This is a genomic window from Xanthobacter pollutisoli (assembly GCF_040044995.1).
GTDB lineage: Bacteria > Pseudomonadota > Alphaproteobacteria > Rhizobiales > Xanthobacteraceae > Xanthobacter.
On the sequence record NZ_JBDZDP010000013.1, the window covers coordinates 14,457 to 31,661 of the forward strand.

The window sequence follows — 17,205 nt, forward strand, 5'->3', positions numbered from 1 at the left end:
CATGACCGACCTTCCTTCCCGGCCGGTGCCGAAGACCAATCTCTACGTGCCGTCGCAGCCGTTCTGGGACGGTGCGCGATCCGGTGAGCTCGTTCTGCAATTTTGCCTGGACACCAACAGGTTTCAGCACCCGCCTCACCCCCTGAGCCTCTACACAGGCAGCCAGAACGTCGAATGGCGCCCGGTTTCCGGAAAAGGGGTGGTGTACGCCAGCACGGTGGTGCGCGTGCCTGGGCCGGGGGTCACGGGCCGAATTCCGCTGGCGGTTGCGACCGTGGAACTGGATGAGGGCGTGCGCATCATCGCCAACATCATCGAAAGCCCGTTCGAGACCATTCAAATCGGCTCTCTCGTCGAACTCGCCTGGGATCGGCTCGACGGAGGTGTGCCGTATCCCGCGTTCCGGATCGTCTCCCGCCAGGGCAGCGTCGATGCTTAGGCCCGAGACCGCTGACGAGAAGGCCTTCCGGCGCGACGTGCGCGCCTGGTACGAGGCTGAGCTGCCGCACGAACTGCGTGATCTCACCTTCCGGCCTGAACCGCCTGCGGCCATGGCCTGGTACAGAAGGCTCGCCGCCAGGGGGTGGATCGCCCCGCATTGGCCGAAGGCCTTCGGGGGAATGGGCGCATCTCCCGTCCAGCAGGTCATCCTGTTGGAGGAAGCGGCGCGCATCGGTGCGCCGGAACTCCCGACGCAGGGGCTCAATCAGATCGGTCCCATCCTCCAGCGCTTCGGGACGCCCGCGCAGAAGGCGAGGCACTTGCCCGCAATCCTCAACGGGGAGGTCATCTGGAGCCAGGGATATTCCGAGCCTGGAGCCGGATCGGATCTCGCCGGGTTGAGAACCCGCGGGCGAATTGAGGGCGACGAGGTGGTGGTCAGCGGCCACAAGATCTGGACCACCTGGGGTCATAACGCCGACTGGATCTATGCGCTGGTGCGGACCAACGACGCCGTGCCGCGGCGGCAGGGAATCTCGTTCATTCTCATCGATCTGCATTCCCCGGGCATCACACGCCGCCCCATTCGTACGCTGGCGGACGAGTATGAGTTCTGCGAGGTCTTTTTCGACGACGTGCGCCTGCCGCTCGACCAAGTGGTGGGCTCCGTCGACAAGGGATGGCAGATCGTCACCGCGCTCCTCGACGAGGAGCGCATCCAGCTTGGATCGCCGTCTCATAGCTTGCGCGCGTTGGAACGTGTGCGTCGCCTGGCTCGTGTCCTTGGCGAGGATCTCGATACCCAACTTCGGGCGCGACTTGTCGAAGCCGAGATCGCGGTCGCCGCGTTGACGGCCGCCTTTCTCCAGACGCTGGAGGCGGTGGAGCTGGGGCGGGCAAGTGATCCATCCAGCCTCAAGATATTGTCCACCGAAACCACGCAGCTTGTGCTGGATATCGGCCAAGAGCTTTGCGGATCGGCCGCCGCCCTCAAGACTCCTGAGCGCGTGGCGGGGTCCGTGATCGACTTCAGCGAACTGTATCTGCAGTCGCGCCGCCTCTCGATCTATGGCGGAACGAACGAGATTCAGCGGGGGCTCATCTCTGACCGCGTGCTGAAGCTGCCGAGAGGGGGCAAGTCATGATGCAGCCCACCGCCGATCAGACGCTGATGCGGGACAATGCGATCCGGCTTCTCGGAGATGGCGCAGCTCGGACGCGCGCTGCCACGGCCGAGTGGCCAGCAATCGACCGCTCCATATGGCTGGAGGTCTGTCGCGCGGGCTGGCCGGCGCTCCTGCTTTCGGAGGAGCGGGGAGGGTGGGGGGCGAGTGCAATCGATATGATTGCAGTGCTGGAAGGAACGTTCTCCACTCTCGCGCCTGAGCCCCTCGGGCCGGCACTGTCTATCACCCCTCTTCTCGCTCGATGCGGGACCAAGGCCGCAGACGAACTCCTGACGCGGCTTCTGCGGGGCGAAGCGCTGGCCCTTATGGCGGGTGCGGATCCCTTCCCCATATCGCCCGGTCTCGACTACGTGGCGTTCGAGGCGAACTGGGCCGACACCATCATCTGCGCGAGCGGAGCCGGCTCCGATTTCCGGCTCTGGGCGATCCCTTCGGAGGGCCTCGATGTGCATTCGCCCGTGCGTCGAACCATCGACGGGGGAGCTCAGCGGGTCTTTCCCGGGTCTGACGCCGGGTGGCAGGAGATCGGCCGGGGCGTTGATGTCGAAATGGCATATGAGCACGCCGTGAACCTGCAGCGTCTGGGCGCCGCAGCGGGCCTCATGGGCATCGCTCAGCGCGCGTTGGATATGACGATCGACTATCTGAAGGTACGTCAGCAATTCGGACAGCCGATCGGCGCCTTCCAGGCGCTGCAGCACCGGGCTGCGAGCCTCCACGTCGCTTGTGTCGCGGGAAGGGCGTTGGTCTACGAGGCCGGCCTGAGCATGGGCAGCGCGAGGGAGCGCGTGGCCTGCGCCATGGCAAAGGCCCGAAGCTCCACAACCGCGCGCGACGTGTTGAAAGAGTGCGTGCAGTTGCACGGCGCCATCGGCTTTTCCGACGAGTACGATCTTGCGGTCTGCTTCCGAAAAGTCATGACCCTCGCGTCGGCCTACGGCACAGCGGAAGCTTGCGCGGCGATCATTGCCCGCGAGATCGGTGGGGCGGGACGTGATTGATCTGCCGACTTGAGGCCAGGGCCCGTTGGTCTCCGATGGAACCTCACGTTTGTGCCCGGCGGGGCAGAGCAACCTCGCTGCGATAAGGACGGGCAAAGAGGCTGAATGGGGACGGCCAATCACTCGACGGCTAGGTAGCGCACGGGGTGCCCTCAGAGCAGGCCAGTCTCCTGGTAGATGTGCTTGATTTCCAGGAAGTCGATCAGCGCATCATATCCGTGGAGACGGCCCAGGCCGCTTCGCCGATACCCTCCGGTTTCCGCTTCGGCGAAGAGCTTGTTGTGATCATTGATCCAGACGGTTCCATTGCGCAGGGCACGTGCCACGCGCATCGCGCGCGCGCCGTCATGAGTCCAGACGCTGGCAGAAAGACCATAGTCGCTGTGATTTGCGCGGGTGACCGCATCCCTCTCGTCGGTGAAGCGCTCGATGACGACGACGGGACCGAAGATCTCCTCCTGCATGAAGAAGGCGCTTGTATCTGCATGCGCGAGCAGGGTCGGAGAAAGGAATGCGCCGCTCTCCAGCGCGCCGCCAGGCCGGCCCCCTCGCAGCAGAACGTCGTCCGCAATCTCGCTGGCCTCGGCAATGCGGTGCTCGACCGTCGTGCGGGCCGCCTCATCGATCAGCGGGCCCATCTCAACGCCGGCTGCATCGCCGGGCCCCAGCCTTTGCCCGGCAAGGGCCGCCGTCAGCGCCGCTTTCATCTCCTCGTACCGGCTCTCGTGCACAAGGACCCGACGAGCGGCGGTGCATTGCTGGCCGGAGATGATCGTCGCCGCCGCCGCAAGCCGGGGTGCGATGGTCTGAACATCCGCATCCTGGAACACCAGGCAGCAGGATTTGCCCCCGAGCTCCAGGGAGAGCTTCTTCATCGTCGGTGCGGCATCCGCCATGATGCGGGCACCGGTCGCGTTGGACCCGGTAAAGGAAATGACGTCCACGTCCGGCGACGCGACGAGGGTCTGCGCCACCTCGTGGCCGGTTTCGCTGACAAGATTCACCACGCCCCTTGGAAGGCCGTCGGCCTCCACAAGGGTGCGCAGGATTTCCGCCGTCACGATGGCGGTCTGGTGCGCCGGCTTGATTACCGCGGTGCATCCGGCTGCAAGGGCCGGCGTCAGCGCACGCACCAGAAGAACTGCCGGCGCGTTCCACGGAATGATCAACCCGGCGACCCCCGCCGGCTCCTTGAGCAACGTCGAATAGGCGCCAGGTTCCACTTCGAACACGTGGCCCGGAATATATCGGGTAAGGCCTGCATAGTAGCGGATTTCGGAGACCGCCCCTGCGATCTCGCCGCGTGACTGGGCCAGCGGCTTTCCATTCTCGGCGGTGAGGAGATGTGCGAGCGCCTCCGCGCGCCGTTCCATGGCATCCGCCCAGCGGAGCATCACGAGTTGCCGCAGGCGGGGATTGTGTGACCAGTCGGGACGCTCGAAGGCGCGACGAGCGGCAGCGATTGCAGCCTCGGCGTCAACGGCTGCGCTTGCCGGCAAGTGTCCGACGATGGCGCCCGTCGCCGGGTTGATGCTCGGAGCCGTTCTCCCATCGACGGCGTCTTGCCAAACGCCGTCGACATGGTTGCGAACCGAAAGGGAGGAGATCGAGTTCATCGCTTGGTCCGAGTCTGCTCAGCTGCCGATGAGGAAGGAGCGTTCGCGTGTCTTGGGGTGCTCCACGCCCGCCTTCAAATCGTTGGGAATAAGGGGCGCGATCCTACCGCCCACCATCCGCGTAGGCGCGCTACGCGCGATGTTCTGGGCCTCGGTTCCGTGGCCGCTCCCGGCCATCACGCCACGCAGTGCCATGAGGGACCGGTGTTTCGCCGCCTTGCGATCGGCGCAAACCGCGCCCTTTCACGACAGCGCCGCCATGATGCGGCCAAAGGCGGCGCCTGGGCTCTGCTCCAGCACGTTGGCCAGAACCACGTCGTCCGCGCCCTTCGCTTGAATACGGCGGAAGGCGAGGGGATCAGTGGTGATCGGCGCAGTGGCATCGAAGCCGAGCTTGGCGCTGATGCCGTCCCGAGAAGATGGGTCAAGTTTGGAGCCCTGGGCGCCGGTCACGAGCACCAGATCGCGGTCCGCCTGGAAGCGGGTCGCAACGGCCCATTCAATTTCTTCGGAGCTCGAGATGTCGACATCCTTATCAACGACAACGACCTGCTTGATGTCGTAATGACCGGAAAAGGCGCCCATGATGATGTTCTTCGGCTCGCCTTCGTTGGCCTTGTCGATCTTCACCACCAGATGGTAACGGCACGTCCCGCCGCGCGTCAGGCGCACGTCGAGGACGCTCGGGAACGAGCGCTTCAAATGCTGAAGAAGCGTGGCCTCCCGCGGGACGCCGCCCATGACAAGATGCTCGAACGAGCCGCCGACGATCGTGTGGAAGATCGGATGCTTTCGGTGGGTGATCGCGTCGACCTCGATCACTTCGCGCGCACCGCGCGGACCGTAATATTGGGGAAACTCTCCGAACGGCCCTTCCGGCTCGCGCACCTGGGGCAGGATGCGTCCTTCGATCACGATCTCGGCCTGTGCAGGAACCCGCACCGCGTTCGTCTTACACTTCACCACATCAATGGAGCGACCGAGCAGGGCGCCGGCGATATGCATCTCGTCGAAATCGAGAGGCGCAATGGCTTGGGACGCCAGGAGCAAGGCGGGGTGCACGCCAATGGCGATCGCGATCTCCAACGCGTGCCCTGCCTGCTCCGCCATCCGGAAAAAGGCCAGCGTGTGACGCGGCAGAAGCAGCACCCCGATCCGGTTCGGTCCACTCACCTGGCAGCGATGGATGGCGACATTCTGCACGCCCGTCGAGGGGTTTCGCGAGATGAGCAGCCCCGCGGTGATATAGGGCCCGCTATCCAGCTCGTTGTGTTTGGGAATGGGGAGCTGCTTCAGAAGGTCCACGTCCATGTGGACGATGTCCTGGCAAGGGCCCGAGGCAACCTCGGTACTTGGAACTGGATTGGTTGCCGCGGAAAGCACATGGCTGAGCAGGTGGGTCTCGGCGACGCCCAGAGCGTCAGCGACCCATTCACGCTGAGTGAAGAGATTCGCGACCACGGGGATGGGATGGCCACCGGGACGCGGGAAGAGGACCGCCTTTTCACGTTCTGTCCGCTTCGCGACCGCCGCGATCTCGTCGATGAGCGACATGTTCTCATGGGCCACCGCAAGATCGCCGCGGGCCGCGAGAACGTTGAGCCAGTCCCTCAGATCTGAGGTGGCCGACGGGCGAACAGGCTGCGATAGAGCCTCAGACATGAGCGTTTTCCGGTGGCTTTTGCTTTGGGTCCGGGCTTCATCACCTTCGTCGATGAACAGAAGCCTTGGAGCGGACCGAGCCTATGGCACCAGGAAAATCAGCGAAAATAATAATAAATGATTAGGCAATCAGGGGCCGTGATTTCTCGCGGCTCGTCGTTTCTTTGCGAGGAAATCACGCCGGTGCTGCCAGGGGCAATCCGTGGCCGCGCAGCACCGGCAGCAGGGTTCAATCCCGCGATTCAGAGCAGATGCAGTTTCGGCCGCGCTCCTTTGCGCGGTAGAGCTCGAGGTCGGCGCGCGACATGAGCTGCGTCAGGCTCTCGCCGCCCGGCAGTTTGAGCGCCGCCGCGCCGATGCTCACCGACACCTTCCCGACCAGGGCGTCAAGGTCGCCTTCAGTCTCGGCGATGCGTTGCCGCAATGTGTCCAGAGTGACAAACGCCTCGGAGAGCGACCTGCCCTTGAGCAGGACGCAGAATTCGTCGCCGCCAAGCCGGCCGACAATATGGGGCGGCCCGGCGATCTCGCGCAGCGCGTTCGCCACGTGAAGCAGCAGCTTGTCGCCGGTGGCGTGGCCGAAACGATCGTTGATCCCCTTGAAATCGTCGAGGTCGATGAGCGCCAGCACCAGAGGCTCGCCGCTCAGCCCCGACGCGATAATGGCGCCGGCGCCGTCCTCCATGAGCGAACGTCGGTTGCCGATGCCGGTCAGGGGATCCGTGCGGGCTTCAAGGGCAAGCTCGGCCAGCGCGGAATCGAGGCGCGATATGGTGGTGTTCACCTCCCGCATCAGCACTCCGGCTGCATCGTTGTAGTCCAGCGGGAGAAACGGCAGGCGGCCATGGTGGTTGTAATTGTACAAGGCGACGCGAGCGACGTTCAGGGGCGCAATCATCGCATGGATCGCGAACAGGGCGGTGACGGTCCCGAATACCGTGGCAACCAGAACCACCAGAATGGACGCGCGTACGATGGCGTCGTTCCAGTCGAGTTCCGCTGCCGTGAACCCCACGAAGGCGATCAGCGGGATGTGCGTGCCCACAAAACATATGGCCAGCAGCTTCCCGACATAGGTCTTGGGATAAGGTAGCTCGCTGATCTTGGAGTAGAACCACAATTCCGGAAATGAAGGTGGACCCCACATGAGGCTCTCCCGGACCAGATGACAGCCTGGGCCGATCTTTTGACACGCACCTGCCGTTACGCAAGTTGGGCTCTGGTTGTAAGATACCGGACGAGCAACTTGTGACGTGAAGGTGATGGCGCCGGGGCGAGAGTGCGCGGGGGCGGACGGTAGGATTTCATTTCTCATGCACGATGAGAACATATTGCGAACGTAGAACAAAGCATGTACAACTGCCCCGTTCTCATTTCCTCTTGCGCCAGCACCGGAGCGCGGCGATGACTCAGTCGACACTCAGACTCGTCGAAGGTTCTTCCATGGATAAAACCAAGGCGCTGGACGCCGCGCTCTCGCAGATCGAGCGGCATTTCGGCAAGGGCTCGATCATGCGGCTCGGCAAGGGCGGCAAGGCCTTGGAGATCGAGAGCATTCCCACTGGTTCGCTGGGTCTCGACATCGCGCTCGGCATCGGCGGCCTGCCCAAGGGGCGGGTGGTCGAGATCTTCGGCCCGGAATCGTCGGGCAAGACCACGCTGGCTTTGCACACGGTGGCCGAATCCCAGAAGCGCGGCGGAACTTGCGCATTCATCGACGCGGAACATGCGCTCGACCCGATCTATGCGCGCAAGCTGGGTGTTAATCTGGACGAGCTGCTCATCTCCCAGCCTGACGCGGGCGAGCAGGCGCTGGAGATCGCCGACACGCTGGTGCGCTCCGGCGCGGTGGACGTGCTGGTGGTCGATTCGGTCGCGGCGCTGACCCCGCGGGCCGAGCTCGACGGCGAGATGGGTGACAACCAGCCCGGCATGCAGGCGCGCCTCATGAGCCAGGCGCTGCGCAAGCTCACCGCCTCCATCTCCAAGTCCAACACCATGGTCATCTTCATCAACCAGATCCGGATGAAGATCGGCGTCATGTACGGCTCGCCGGAGACCACGACCGGCGGCAACGCCCTGAAGTTCTACGCCTCCATCCGCCTCGACATCCGCCGCATCGGCATGATCAAGGAGCGCGACGAGGTGGTGGGCAACCAGACCCGCGTGAAGGTGGTGAAGAACAAGCTTGCCCCGCCGTTCAAGCAGGTCGAGTTCGACATCATGTATGGCGAGGGCGTCTCCAAGATGGGCGAACTGCTCGATCTCGGCGTCAAGGCCGGCGTGGTGGAGAAGTCGGGCGCGTGGTTCTCGTTCGACAGCCAGCGCCTCGGCCAGGGGCGCGAGAACGCCAAGACCTTCCTGCGGCAGAATGGGGAAGTGGCGGGGCGCATCGAGGCGGCGATCCGGCAGAATGCCGGGCTGATTGCCGAGAAGATCCTCGCCGGCTCGCCTGAGGACGATGCCGAGGGCGAGGCGGTCGACGCCTGAGGAGCGCCTTCGCACCCGTCCGCGGGCGGCGCCGGAGCCGCATTTCTGGACAAGCGGCGGACCCACCGTTAAACGAACCCGGTTCCGGTCGCCGATGCGGCGTCTGGAACCGCGCGGTGCTCCGATGGGGCGCTGGCGTGGAGCGATCACCACAGCCGGCTCCCCGCATCTTCGGGGCCCGGCACCGAGGGACAGTGCCGGTACCATGAGCGGCGTCAACGAGATCCGGTCGAGCTTCATCGACTACTTCGTCAAGGAGGGCCACGAGGCCGTCGCCTCTTCGCCCCTCGTGCCGCACAACGACCCGACGCTCATGTTCACCAACGCGGGCATGGTGCAGTTCAAGAACGTCTTCACCGGCGTCGAGAAGCGGCCCTATTCGCGGGCAGTGACCTCGCAGAAATGCGTGCGCGCCGGCGGCAAGCACAACGATCTCGACAATGTGGGCTACACCGCGCGGCACCACACCTTCTTCGAGATGCTGGGCAATTTCTCGTTCGGCGACTATTTCAAGGACCGGGCCATCGAGCTCGCGTGGAACCTCGTCACCCGTACCTTCGACCTGCCGGCCGAGCGCCTGCTGGTCACCGTCTACAGCGAGGACGAGGAAGCCTTCGGCCTGTGGAAGAAGATCGCCGGGCTCTCCGACGACAAGATCATCCGCATCCCCACCTCGGACAATTTCTGGTCCATGGGCGACACCGGACCCTGCGGCCCGTGCTCGGAGATCTTCTTCGACCATGGTCCGCACGTGGCCGGCGGCCCGCCCGGCTCGCCCGACCAGGACGGCGACCGCTTCATCGAGATCTGGAACCTGGTCTTCATGCAGTTCGAGCAGCTGCCCGGCGGCGAGCGAATGGCGCTGCCGCGGCCGTCCATCGACACGGGCATGGGCCTCGAGCGCATTTCGGCGGTGCTGCAGGGCACCCATGACAATTACGAGACCGACCTCATGCGCGCGATCATCGCGGAGGTCGCGGATCTCACGGGCGTCGATCCCGAGGGGCCGCAGAAGGCGAGCCACCGGGTCATCGCCGACCACCTGCGCGCCTCGGTCTTCCTCACCGCCGACGGCGTCCTGCCCTCCAACGAGGGACGGGGCTACGTCCTGCGCCGCATCATGCGCCGCGCCATGCGTCACGCCCAGCTGCTGGGCGCACGCGACCCGCTCATGCATCGGCTGGTGCCGCTGCTGGTGCGCGAAATGGGCCGCGCCTATCCTGAGATCGTGCGCGCCGAGCCGCTCGCCGAGGAGACACTGCTGCTCGAGGAGACGCGGTTCCGCCGCACGCTGGAGCGGGGCCTCTCCATCCTCGAGGAGGAGAGCGCCGGCCTTTCCGCCGGTGCAAGCTTCCCGGGCGAGGTGGCGTTCAAGCTCTATGACACTTTCGGCTTCCCCCTGGACCTGACGCAGGACGCGCTGCGCGCCCGCGGCATCTCCGTGGACACCGACGCCTTCGGTGCCGCCATGGCCAGGCAGAAGGCGGAGGCGCGCGCCAATTGGGCCGGCTCGGGCGAGGCGGCGACCGACGCCCTGTGGTTCGCCCTGCGCGACAAGGTGGGCGCCACAGACTTCCTCGGCTACGACACGGAGAAGGCGGAGGGCGTGGTGACCGCCATTGTGCGCGACGGTGCCGAGGTGGCGGCCTTGGAGGCAGGCGAGAGCGGCCTCGTGGTGCTGAACCAGACGCCCTTCTATGCCGAATCCGGCGGCCAGGTGGGCGATACCGGCCGCATGACCGGCGAGGGCGGCCTCGCCGTCGAGGTCCGGGCGACCCAGAAGAAGCTCGGCGACCTTTTCCTGCACGACGTGAAGGTGGAGGCCGGCACGCTGCGGGTCGGCACCGCGCTGGTGCTGGAGGTGTCCCACGAGCGCCGCGCGGCCGTGCGCGCCAACCATTCGGCGACCCATCTGCTGCACGAGGCGCTCCGCCGGGTGCTGGGCGAGCACGTGGCGCAGAAGGGCTCGCTCGTGGCGCCCGATCGCCTGCGCTTCGACTTTTCCCATCCCAAGCCCCTCAGCGAGGCCGAGGTGGCCGAGGTGGAGGAGATCGCCAACCGTTTCGTCCTGCGAAACGAGCCGGTGGAAACCCGGATCATGGCGGTGGACGACGCCATCCAGTCCGGCGCCCGCGCCCTGTTCGGCGAGAAGTATGGCGACGAGGTCCGCGTCGTCTCCATGGGCACCGACGACGGCAACGGCGCGCCCTATTCGGTGGAGCTGTGCGGCGGAACCCATGTGAAGCGTACGGGCGACATCGGCCTGATCTCGGTGGTGTCCGAGGGCGCGGTGGCGTCCGGCGTCCGCCGCATCGAAGCGCTCACGGCCCGGGCGGCGCGCCGGCATCTCAATGCGGCCAACGCTGCCCTCATCGCCGCCGCCGCGACCCTCAAGGCTCCGGTGAGCGAGGTGGAGGGGCGCGTTGCAACCCTGGTGGAGGAGCGCCGCAAGCTGGAGCGCGACCTCGCCGATGCGCGCAAGAAGCTCGCCATGGGCGGCGGCGCCGGCCAAAGCGGGGCGGACGCCGTGCGTACAGTGGGCGACGTGAAGCTGCTCGCTCGCCAGGTCGAGGGCATCGAGGTCAAGGACCTGAAGGGCCTCGTGGACGAGGGCAAGAAGCAGATCGGATCCGGCGTTGTCGCCATCGTTGGCGTCACCGCGGACGGCAAGGCCGGGATCGTCGTCGGGGTCACGCCCGACCTCACCGCGCGGTTCGATGCGGTGGCGCTGGTGCGCCGCGGTGCCGAGGCTATGGGCGGCAAGGGCGGCGGCGGTCGACCGGACATGGCCCAGGCCGGCGGCCCCGAAGGTGCCAAGGCCGACGCGGCCCTCGCCGCCATCGAGGCGGTGATCGCAGGCTGACTCCGCGCCAGTCATCGGCCCGGGACGGCCGCGGTGCAGGGCGGGGACGGGTTTCTACTCCCGCGCCTTTTTCCGCCAGCGCTGTGGGCGGTTGATCCAGCCGCTTGCGCGCGACGGTCGTTTGCCCGATCCCTCAAGCTCGGCCGATTGCGCAGGTGCTCCGAGACGCGGTGGCGTCGAGTGCGGCTCGGCGCCGTACCTGCGAGAAACGGGGCCGGGGCGCGCTTCGTCGGGGCAGAGCAAGGGGAGGGCCGGGCGTGAGCGACGCTTTCCTGAAGGATGCGTTCGTCTATCTCGTGGCCGCCGGCGTGCTGGTGCCGCTGTTTCATCGCGCCCGCATCGGTGCGGTGGTGGGCTTCATTGCAGTGGGGGCGCTCATCGGTCCGCACGGGCTCGGCCGCCTCGCGGACGCGGTGCCCCTGGTCCATTTCATCACCATTTCGAGCCCGGAACGCGCGGCACCTTTCGGCGAGCTCGGTGTCGTCTTCCTGCTGTTCCTGCTGGGCCTCGAGTTTTCCGCCGGCCGGCTGTGGGAGCTTCGGCGCGAGGTCTTCGGCGTCGGCTGCCTGCAGGTGCTGCTCTGCGGTGTGCCGCTTGCCATCGGAGCGGGGATCGCCGGCCAGCCGCCAGGGCTGGCGTTGGTGATCGGCTTCGCGCTCGCCCTGTCTTCGACCGCTCTGGTGAGCCAGCTGCTCATCGACCAGCACCGGGCGCTGGCGCCCATTGGCCAATTGGTCATCGCCGTCCTGCTGTTCCAGGATCTTATGGTGGTGCCGATCCTGCTCGCGGCGGAGCTGGTCTCCGGCGGCGCGAGCGATGTGCTCACTCTCGCCGCCGCCGCCCTTGCCAAGGCGGCTGGCGCGGTGGTTCTGATCCTTGTCGCCGGCCGCTTCGTGCTCGCGCCCCTGGTGGCCGCCGCCGCGTCCACGCGCTCGCGCGACCTCATCATGGCCATCACCCTCGTGGTGGTGGTGGGCTCGGCCGCTGTCACCCACGCTGCCGGACTGTCCAGCGCGCTCGGCGCCTTTCTCGCGGGCATGCTCTTGTCGGAGACCGCCTATCGCCACCAGATCGAGGTGGATCTCGAGCCCTTCAAGGGGCTGCTGGTGGGCGTGTTCTTCGTCACCGTCGGCATGAGCGTCGATTTTGCCGCCGTGCTGCCCAGCCTGCATTGGGTGATTGCCGGCACCGCTGGCATTCTCCTGCTGAAGACGGCGTTCAGCTTCGCCGCCGCGCGGGCTTTGCGGGTGGCACCGCCCACCGCCGCGGAGGCCGCCGTGCTGCTGGCGCAGACCGGGGAATTTGCCCTCGTCGTGTTCGGCCTGCTCTCCGCCGGCGGGACGCTCGATGCGGCGGATGCCGGCGTGCTGGTGGCCATGGTGGGGCTGAGCCTTGCCGCGACCCCGCTCCTGGCGCGGCTCGGGGGGCGGCTCGGCCGGTCGCTGGACGCCCGCCTCCACGACGGCCTCGCCGTGCCGATGGAGAGCGGGGCGGGGGACCATGTGGTGATCGGCGGCTTCGGCCGTGTCGGCCGCGCGGTGGCCGACGCTCTGGACGAGGAGGGCGTGGCCTATCTGGCGGTAGACAGCGATCCCCGCCGCGTCGCGGCGGCGCGGGCGGCGGGCCTCCCCGTGTTCTTCGGCGACGCGTGCCGGGCCGAGATCCTGGCGCGGCTCGGCGCGGCGCGCGCGCGGGCCTTCGTGGTGACGCTCGATGCGCCCAGTGCGGCCGAGCGCATGGTCGGTGCCGTGCGCCAGCATTGGGGCGGAACGGTCATCATCGCCCGAGCGAAGGATGCCGAGCATGCCCGTCGGCTGGCGGCCCTGGGCGTGGCGGGCGTGATCCCGGAAGCCTCGGAGGCAAGCCTGCAGCTGGCGGCCCGGTTGCTGACCGCCCTCGGGCTGCCGGACGAGGCGGTGGCCTTGCGCACCGAGCGGACCCGCGCGCGCATCGAGGCCGCCATGGGCGGGCCGACCGCCGCGCCGGAGACCTGAGACGCTCGTCTCATCTGCGGCACGGCATCGGCAGAAGACGCCCGATCGCGCGTTACGGCATTTTCTCCCACCGAACCGCGTCTGCGGCGGCTCGAAAGCGCGCAAACGGCTTGCATCCCCCGGCCGATGGATCGAATGGTCACCGGCGATAAAGCCGGCTCGCCTTTCAGAAGCGTGGTCCGGTGCCGTTGAGCTCGGGATCGAAGAGACACATGCAGGACCAGACGGCCCGACGCCGGGTTTTCGACATTCTGGAGCGCGACCTGCCGGGCGACCGCGTCGCCGACGCGGTGCATTATTTCCTCATCGCGGTCGTGCTGCTGTCGGTTGTGGGGGCCGTGCTTGCCACGGTGCCGTCGCTGGAGATCCGCGACAAATGGTGGTTCACATGGGGCGAGTTCTTCGGCCTCGTGATCTTCACCATCGAGTACGGGCTGCGCCTGTGGGCGGCACCCGAGCACCCCATGCGCCGCCGGATGAGCGCCTTCCGGGCGCGGGCGAGCTATGCCCTGACGGTGCCGGCGCTCATCGACTTCGTCGCCATCCTGCCGTGGTTCGTGGCGGTGCTGACCAATTTCGACGCGCAAGCGCTTTTGGTGCTGCGGCTGCTGCGCTTCCTCAAGCTGGCGCGCTATTCCTCGGGCTTCAACGCCCTCTATCTGGCGGTGCGGCGCGAGCGCTATGCGCTGCTGTCGTGCCTCATCATCCTCAGCGCCGGCGTGCTGCTCTCGGCCACCGCCATGTATCTCGCCGAGCGCAGCGTGCAGCCGGACAAGTTCGGCTCCATACCCGAGGCCATGTGGTGGGCCATCACCACCCTCACCACCGTGGGCTATGGTGATGTGGTGCCAGTGACGAACCTCGGCCGCCTGATCGGCGGCATCACCATGGTCACCGGTCTGATGATGCTGGCGCTGCCCATCGCCATCATCGCCAGCTCGTTTTCGGAGGTGATCTCGAAGCACAATTTCGTCGTCACCTTCTCCATGATCTCGCGCCTGCGCCCGTTCTCGGACCTGGATGCGCCGGTGCTGGGGGACATTCTCCCCCTGCTCAATTCCCGCAGCTTCGACCGCGGCCACCACGTGGTGCGGCGGGGCCAGCAGGCGGCGCACCTGTTCGTGGTCCTCGAAGGACGGGTGGAGATGGAGAACGAAGACGGCATCCATCTTCTCGGCCCCGGCGCGGTGTTCGGGCTGCTGCCCGGCCACACCAAGCCGGACACGGCGACGGTGCGCGCCGTGGCGAAGACCAAGATCCTCGCCATCGAGGAGAATGAGCTGCACATGCTGGCCCTGCGCCATCCCCATGTGATCGGGCGCCTCTCCGAAGCCCACGGGGACGGAAGCGTGACCCGGCGGGATGCCGCGGAGGTTTCTGGCGCGGGGGCTGGGAGCGCACGGGGCGCGAGCCACAAAAAAGGGACCGCCTGAGCGGTCCCTTCATTGGCATGCCGCCCGTCGGCGGCGGATCAGGGCTTGGGCGGTTTGCGCGGACCACGCCCTCTGGCGGCTTACGCCGCGATGGCCCCTGTCGGCGGCTTATGCCGCCATGGCCTTCGTGAGGTTCTCGGAGATCTTGTCCAGGAAGCCGGTGGTGGAGAGCCACTTCTGGTCGGCGCCCACAAGCAGGGCGAGATCCTTGGTCATGTAGCCCTCTTCCACCGTGTCGACGCACACTTTCTCCAGCGTGTCGGCGAACTTGGCGAGCTCGGCATTGCCGTCGAGCTTGGCGCGGTGGGCGAGGCCCCGCGTCCAGGCGAAGATGGAGGCGATGGAGTTGGTGGAGGTCTCCTTGCCCTTCTGGTGCTCGCGATAATGGCGGGTGACGGTGCCGTGGGCCGCCTCGGCCTCCACCGTCTTGCCGTCGGGGGTCATCAGGACCGAGGTCATGAGGCCGAGCGAGCCGAAGCCCTGCGCCACGATGTCGGACTGCACGTCGCCGTCGTAGTTCTTGCAGGCCCACACATATCCGCCGGACCACTTGAGCGCCGAGGCGACCATGTCGTCGATCAGGCGGTGCTCGTAGGTGAGGCCGCGCTTCTTGAACTCATCCGCGAACTCGGCGTCGAACACCTCCTGGAACAGGTCCTTGAAGCGGCCGTCATAGGCCTTAAGGATCGTGTTCTTGGTGGAGAGGTAGACGGGATAGTTGCGGTTCAGGCCGTAGTTGAACGAGGCGCGGGCGAATTCGCGGATCGACTCGTCGAGGTTGTACATGGCCATGGCCACGCCGGCGCCGGGGAACTTATAGACTTCCTTCTCGATCTTCGTGCCGTCCTCACCCACGAAGGTGATGGTCAGCGTGCCCTTGCCGGGCACCTTGAAGTCGGTGGCGCGATACTGGTCGCCGAAGGCGTGGCGGCCGACGATGATGGGCTGGGTCCAACCCGGCACCAGGCGCGGCACGTTCTTGCAGATGATGGGCTCGCGGAAGATCACGCCGCCCAGGATGTTGCGGATGGTGCCGTTGGGCGACTTCCACATCTCCTTGAGCTTGAATTCCTCGACGCGGGCCTCGTCCGGGGTGATCGTGGCGCACTTCACGCCCACCCCGTGCTTCTTGATGGCCTCGGCGGCGTCGACGGTGACCTTGTCGTTGGTGGCGTCGCGGTTCTCGACCGAGAGGTCGTAATACTCAAGGTCGATGTCGAGATAGGGGTGGATCAGCTTGTCCTTGATGTACTGCCAGATGATCCGGGTCATCTCGTCGCCGTCGAGCTCGACGACCGGATTTGCCACCTTGATCTTCGCCATGGGACGGCCTTTCGCGACTGCTCTTTGAGCCTTGGGAAAGCGGGGGAGAGGCGGCACACGCGATGCGCCGACCATCTCCGGCAGCGCCGCTATAGCACCCGCGTTGTGCGGCGCAAGCTGGAAACCCGGCCAATGCCGTGAGATCGTTTCCCACGATCCGGCCACGGCCCACCGTCGGCTCTCGACACGTCCGCCCGCCCCGTGCGACAGAGCCGCGACCCGCGCCCACCCCCGCCGGAGGGCGGGTAGGGGCGCGGGGCTCCAGGAGATCATATGCCGGGTTCGGGTACCGACAGTACGAAGCCGTGGACCGCCGGCGGCCCGCTGGTCATCCTGGTGGAGCCGCAACTCGGCGAGAATATCGGCTCGGCGGCGCGGGCCATGGGTAATTTCGGCCTGTCGCGCCTGCGCATCGTCAACCCCCGCGAGGGCTGGCCCAGCGAGAAGGCTCGGGTGTTCAGCGCCGGGGCCGACCGCATCCTTGGCGAGGCCCAGCTTTATGATGACCTGCGCGCCGCGCTCCACGACGTGAACTACGCCTTCGCCGCCACCGCTCGCGAGCGCGGCATGGCGAAGCCCGTCCTCGGGGCTGATGGTGCCGCCGCCGAGACCCGCAGCCGGCTGGCGGGCGGCGAGGAGGTGGCGCTGGTGTTCGGGCGCGAGCGTACCGGGCTCTATACCGAGGAGGTATCGCTTTGCGACGCCATCCTCACCTTGCCGGTCAATCCCGCCTTCGCCTCTCTGAACCTTGCCACCTGCGTGGCGGTGGCGGCCTATGAATGGTCGAAGGCCGAAAGCTGCGGGGCGCTGCCCTTCGCGCCGCCGGACCGCTCTCCGCTGGCCGACAAGGGCGATCTCTTCGCCTTCTTCTCCCATCTGGAAGGGGCACTGGAAACGGCGGGCTTCTTCCGCTCGCCGGAGAAGGCGCCCTCCACCATTCGCAACCTGCGCAACATCTTCCATCGCCTCGGCCTGACCCGGCAGGACCTCGCCACTTTGCATGGCGCGGTAACGGCGCTGGAGGAGGGCCGGGAGGGGCGCGAAGCGCGCAAGGTGGAGAACAACACCCGTGCCGCCGCCCGTAAGGCGCGCCCCGCATCGGGGTCGGATGAGGCCGGCTGAGGCCGCCCGCCGCGCATTTCGTCCGCAAGCTGAAACGAAAACGGGCGCCCCACAGGGCGCCCGTTCTGCTTTC

The 17,205-nt window shown here is 66.6% G+C and carries 12 protein-coding genes; 8 read left to right on the forward strand and 4 right to left on the reverse strand.

The window, feature by feature from the left end; translation table 11 throughout:
* Window position 1: 1 nt before the first annotated feature.
* From ABLE93_RS19890 to ABLE93_RS19900, 3 genes are read left to right on the forward strand one after another with little or no spacing between them, the layout of a single operon-like run.
* Window positions 2–439 carry a Zn-ribbon domain-containing OB-fold protein gene (locus ABLE93_RS19890; RefSeq protein ID WP_348841575.1) on the forward strand — a complete coding sequence of 146 codons (438 nt, stop codon included), beginning with the start codon at window positions 2–4 and terminating at the stop codon, window positions 437–439.
* Complete coding sequence (locus ABLE93_RS19895; protein WP_348841576.1) at window positions 432–1,586, forward strand: acyl-CoA dehydrogenase family protein; 1,155 nt, start codon at window positions 432–434, stop codon at window positions 1,584–1,586. The genes ABLE93_RS19890 and ABLE93_RS19895 overlap by 8 nt, the downstream gene beginning before the upstream one ends.
* On the forward strand, window positions 1,583–2,629 hold the full coding sequence (locus tag ABLE93_RS19900) for an acyl-CoA dehydrogenase family protein (protein ID WP_348841577.1): 1,047 nt from the start codon (window positions 1,583–1,585) through the stop codon (window positions 2,627–2,629). Before ABLE93_RS19895 ends, ABLE93_RS19900 begins: the two co-directional genes overlap by 4 nt.
* Window positions 2,630–2,781: 152 nt before the next feature.
* Here ABLE93_RS19900 and ABLE93_RS19905 read toward each other — a convergent pair whose 3' ends face one another.
* The 3 genes from ABLE93_RS19905 to ABLE93_RS19915 form a co-directional block, all read right to left on the reverse strand.
* A complete protein-coding gene (locus tag ABLE93_RS19905) occupies window positions 2,782–4,245 on the reverse strand; it encodes an aldehyde dehydrogenase family protein (RefSeq protein WP_348841578.1) in 1,464 nt (487 codons plus the stop codon).
* 243 nt (window positions 4,246–4,488) lie between these two features.
* Complete coding sequence (locus tag ABLE93_RS19910) at window positions 4,489–5,907, reverse strand: UbiD family decarboxylase (protein WP_348841579.1); 1,419 nt, start codon at window positions 5,905–5,907, stop codon at window positions 4,489–4,491.
* 229 nt (window positions 5,908–6,136) lie between these two features.
* A complete protein-coding gene (locus ABLE93_RS19915) occupies window positions 6,137–7,054 on the reverse strand; it encodes a GGDEF domain-containing protein (RefSeq protein ID WP_348841580.1) in 918 nt (305 codons plus the stop codon).
* Between the two features lie 257 nt (window positions 7,055–7,311).
* Here ABLE93_RS19915 and recA point away from each other — a divergent pair, with 257 nt between their 5' ends.
* From recA to ABLE93_RS19935, 4 genes are all read left to right on the forward strand, one after another.
* Window positions 7,312–8,397 carry a recombinase RecA gene (gene recA / locus ABLE93_RS19920; RefSeq protein WP_348841581.1) on the forward strand — a complete coding sequence of 362 codons (1,086 nt, stop codon included), beginning with the start codon at window positions 7,312–7,314 and terminating at the stop codon, window positions 8,395–8,397.
* 205 nt (window positions 8,398–8,602) lie between these two features.
* Window positions 8,603–11,260: an alanine--tRNA ligase gene (gene alaS / locus ABLE93_RS19925; protein WP_348841582.1), complete on the forward strand. Its 2,658-nt coding sequence runs from the start codon at window positions 8,603–8,605 to the stop codon at window positions 11,258–11,260.
* Window positions 11,261–11,517: 257 nt separating this feature from the next.
* Window positions 11,518–13,254, forward strand: a complete 1,737-nt coding sequence (locus ABLE93_RS19930) for a cation:proton antiporter domain-containing protein (protein WP_348841583.1) — start codon at window positions 11,518–11,520, stop codon at window positions 13,252–13,254.
* Window positions 13,255–13,466: 212 nt separating this feature from the next.
* Window positions 13,467–14,687, forward strand: a complete 1,221-nt coding sequence (locus ABLE93_RS19935) for a cyclic nucleotide-gated ion channel (protein WP_348841584.1) — start codon at window positions 13,467–13,469, stop codon at window positions 14,685–14,687.
* A 108-nt stretch (window positions 14,688–14,795) separates the two neighbouring features.
* On the opposite strand, the gene ABLE93_RS19940 is transcribed toward ABLE93_RS19935, so the two are convergent.
* The gene (locus ABLE93_RS19940; protein WP_348841585.1) at window positions 14,796–16,010 is read right to left on the reverse strand and encodes an NADP-dependent isocitrate dehydrogenase; all 1,215 of its coding nucleotides are present in this window, start codon (window positions 16,008–16,010) and stop codon (window positions 14,796–14,798) included.
* 273 nt (window positions 16,011–16,283) lie between these two features.
* On the opposite strand from ABLE93_RS19940, the gene ABLE93_RS19945 reads away from it, so the two are divergent.
* Window positions 16,284–17,132 carry an RNA methyltransferase gene (locus tag ABLE93_RS19945; protein ID WP_348841586.1) on the forward strand — a complete coding sequence of 283 codons (849 nt, stop codon included), beginning with the start codon at window positions 16,284–16,286 and terminating at the stop codon, window positions 17,130–17,132.
* Window positions 17,133–17,205: the final 73 nt, after the last annotated feature.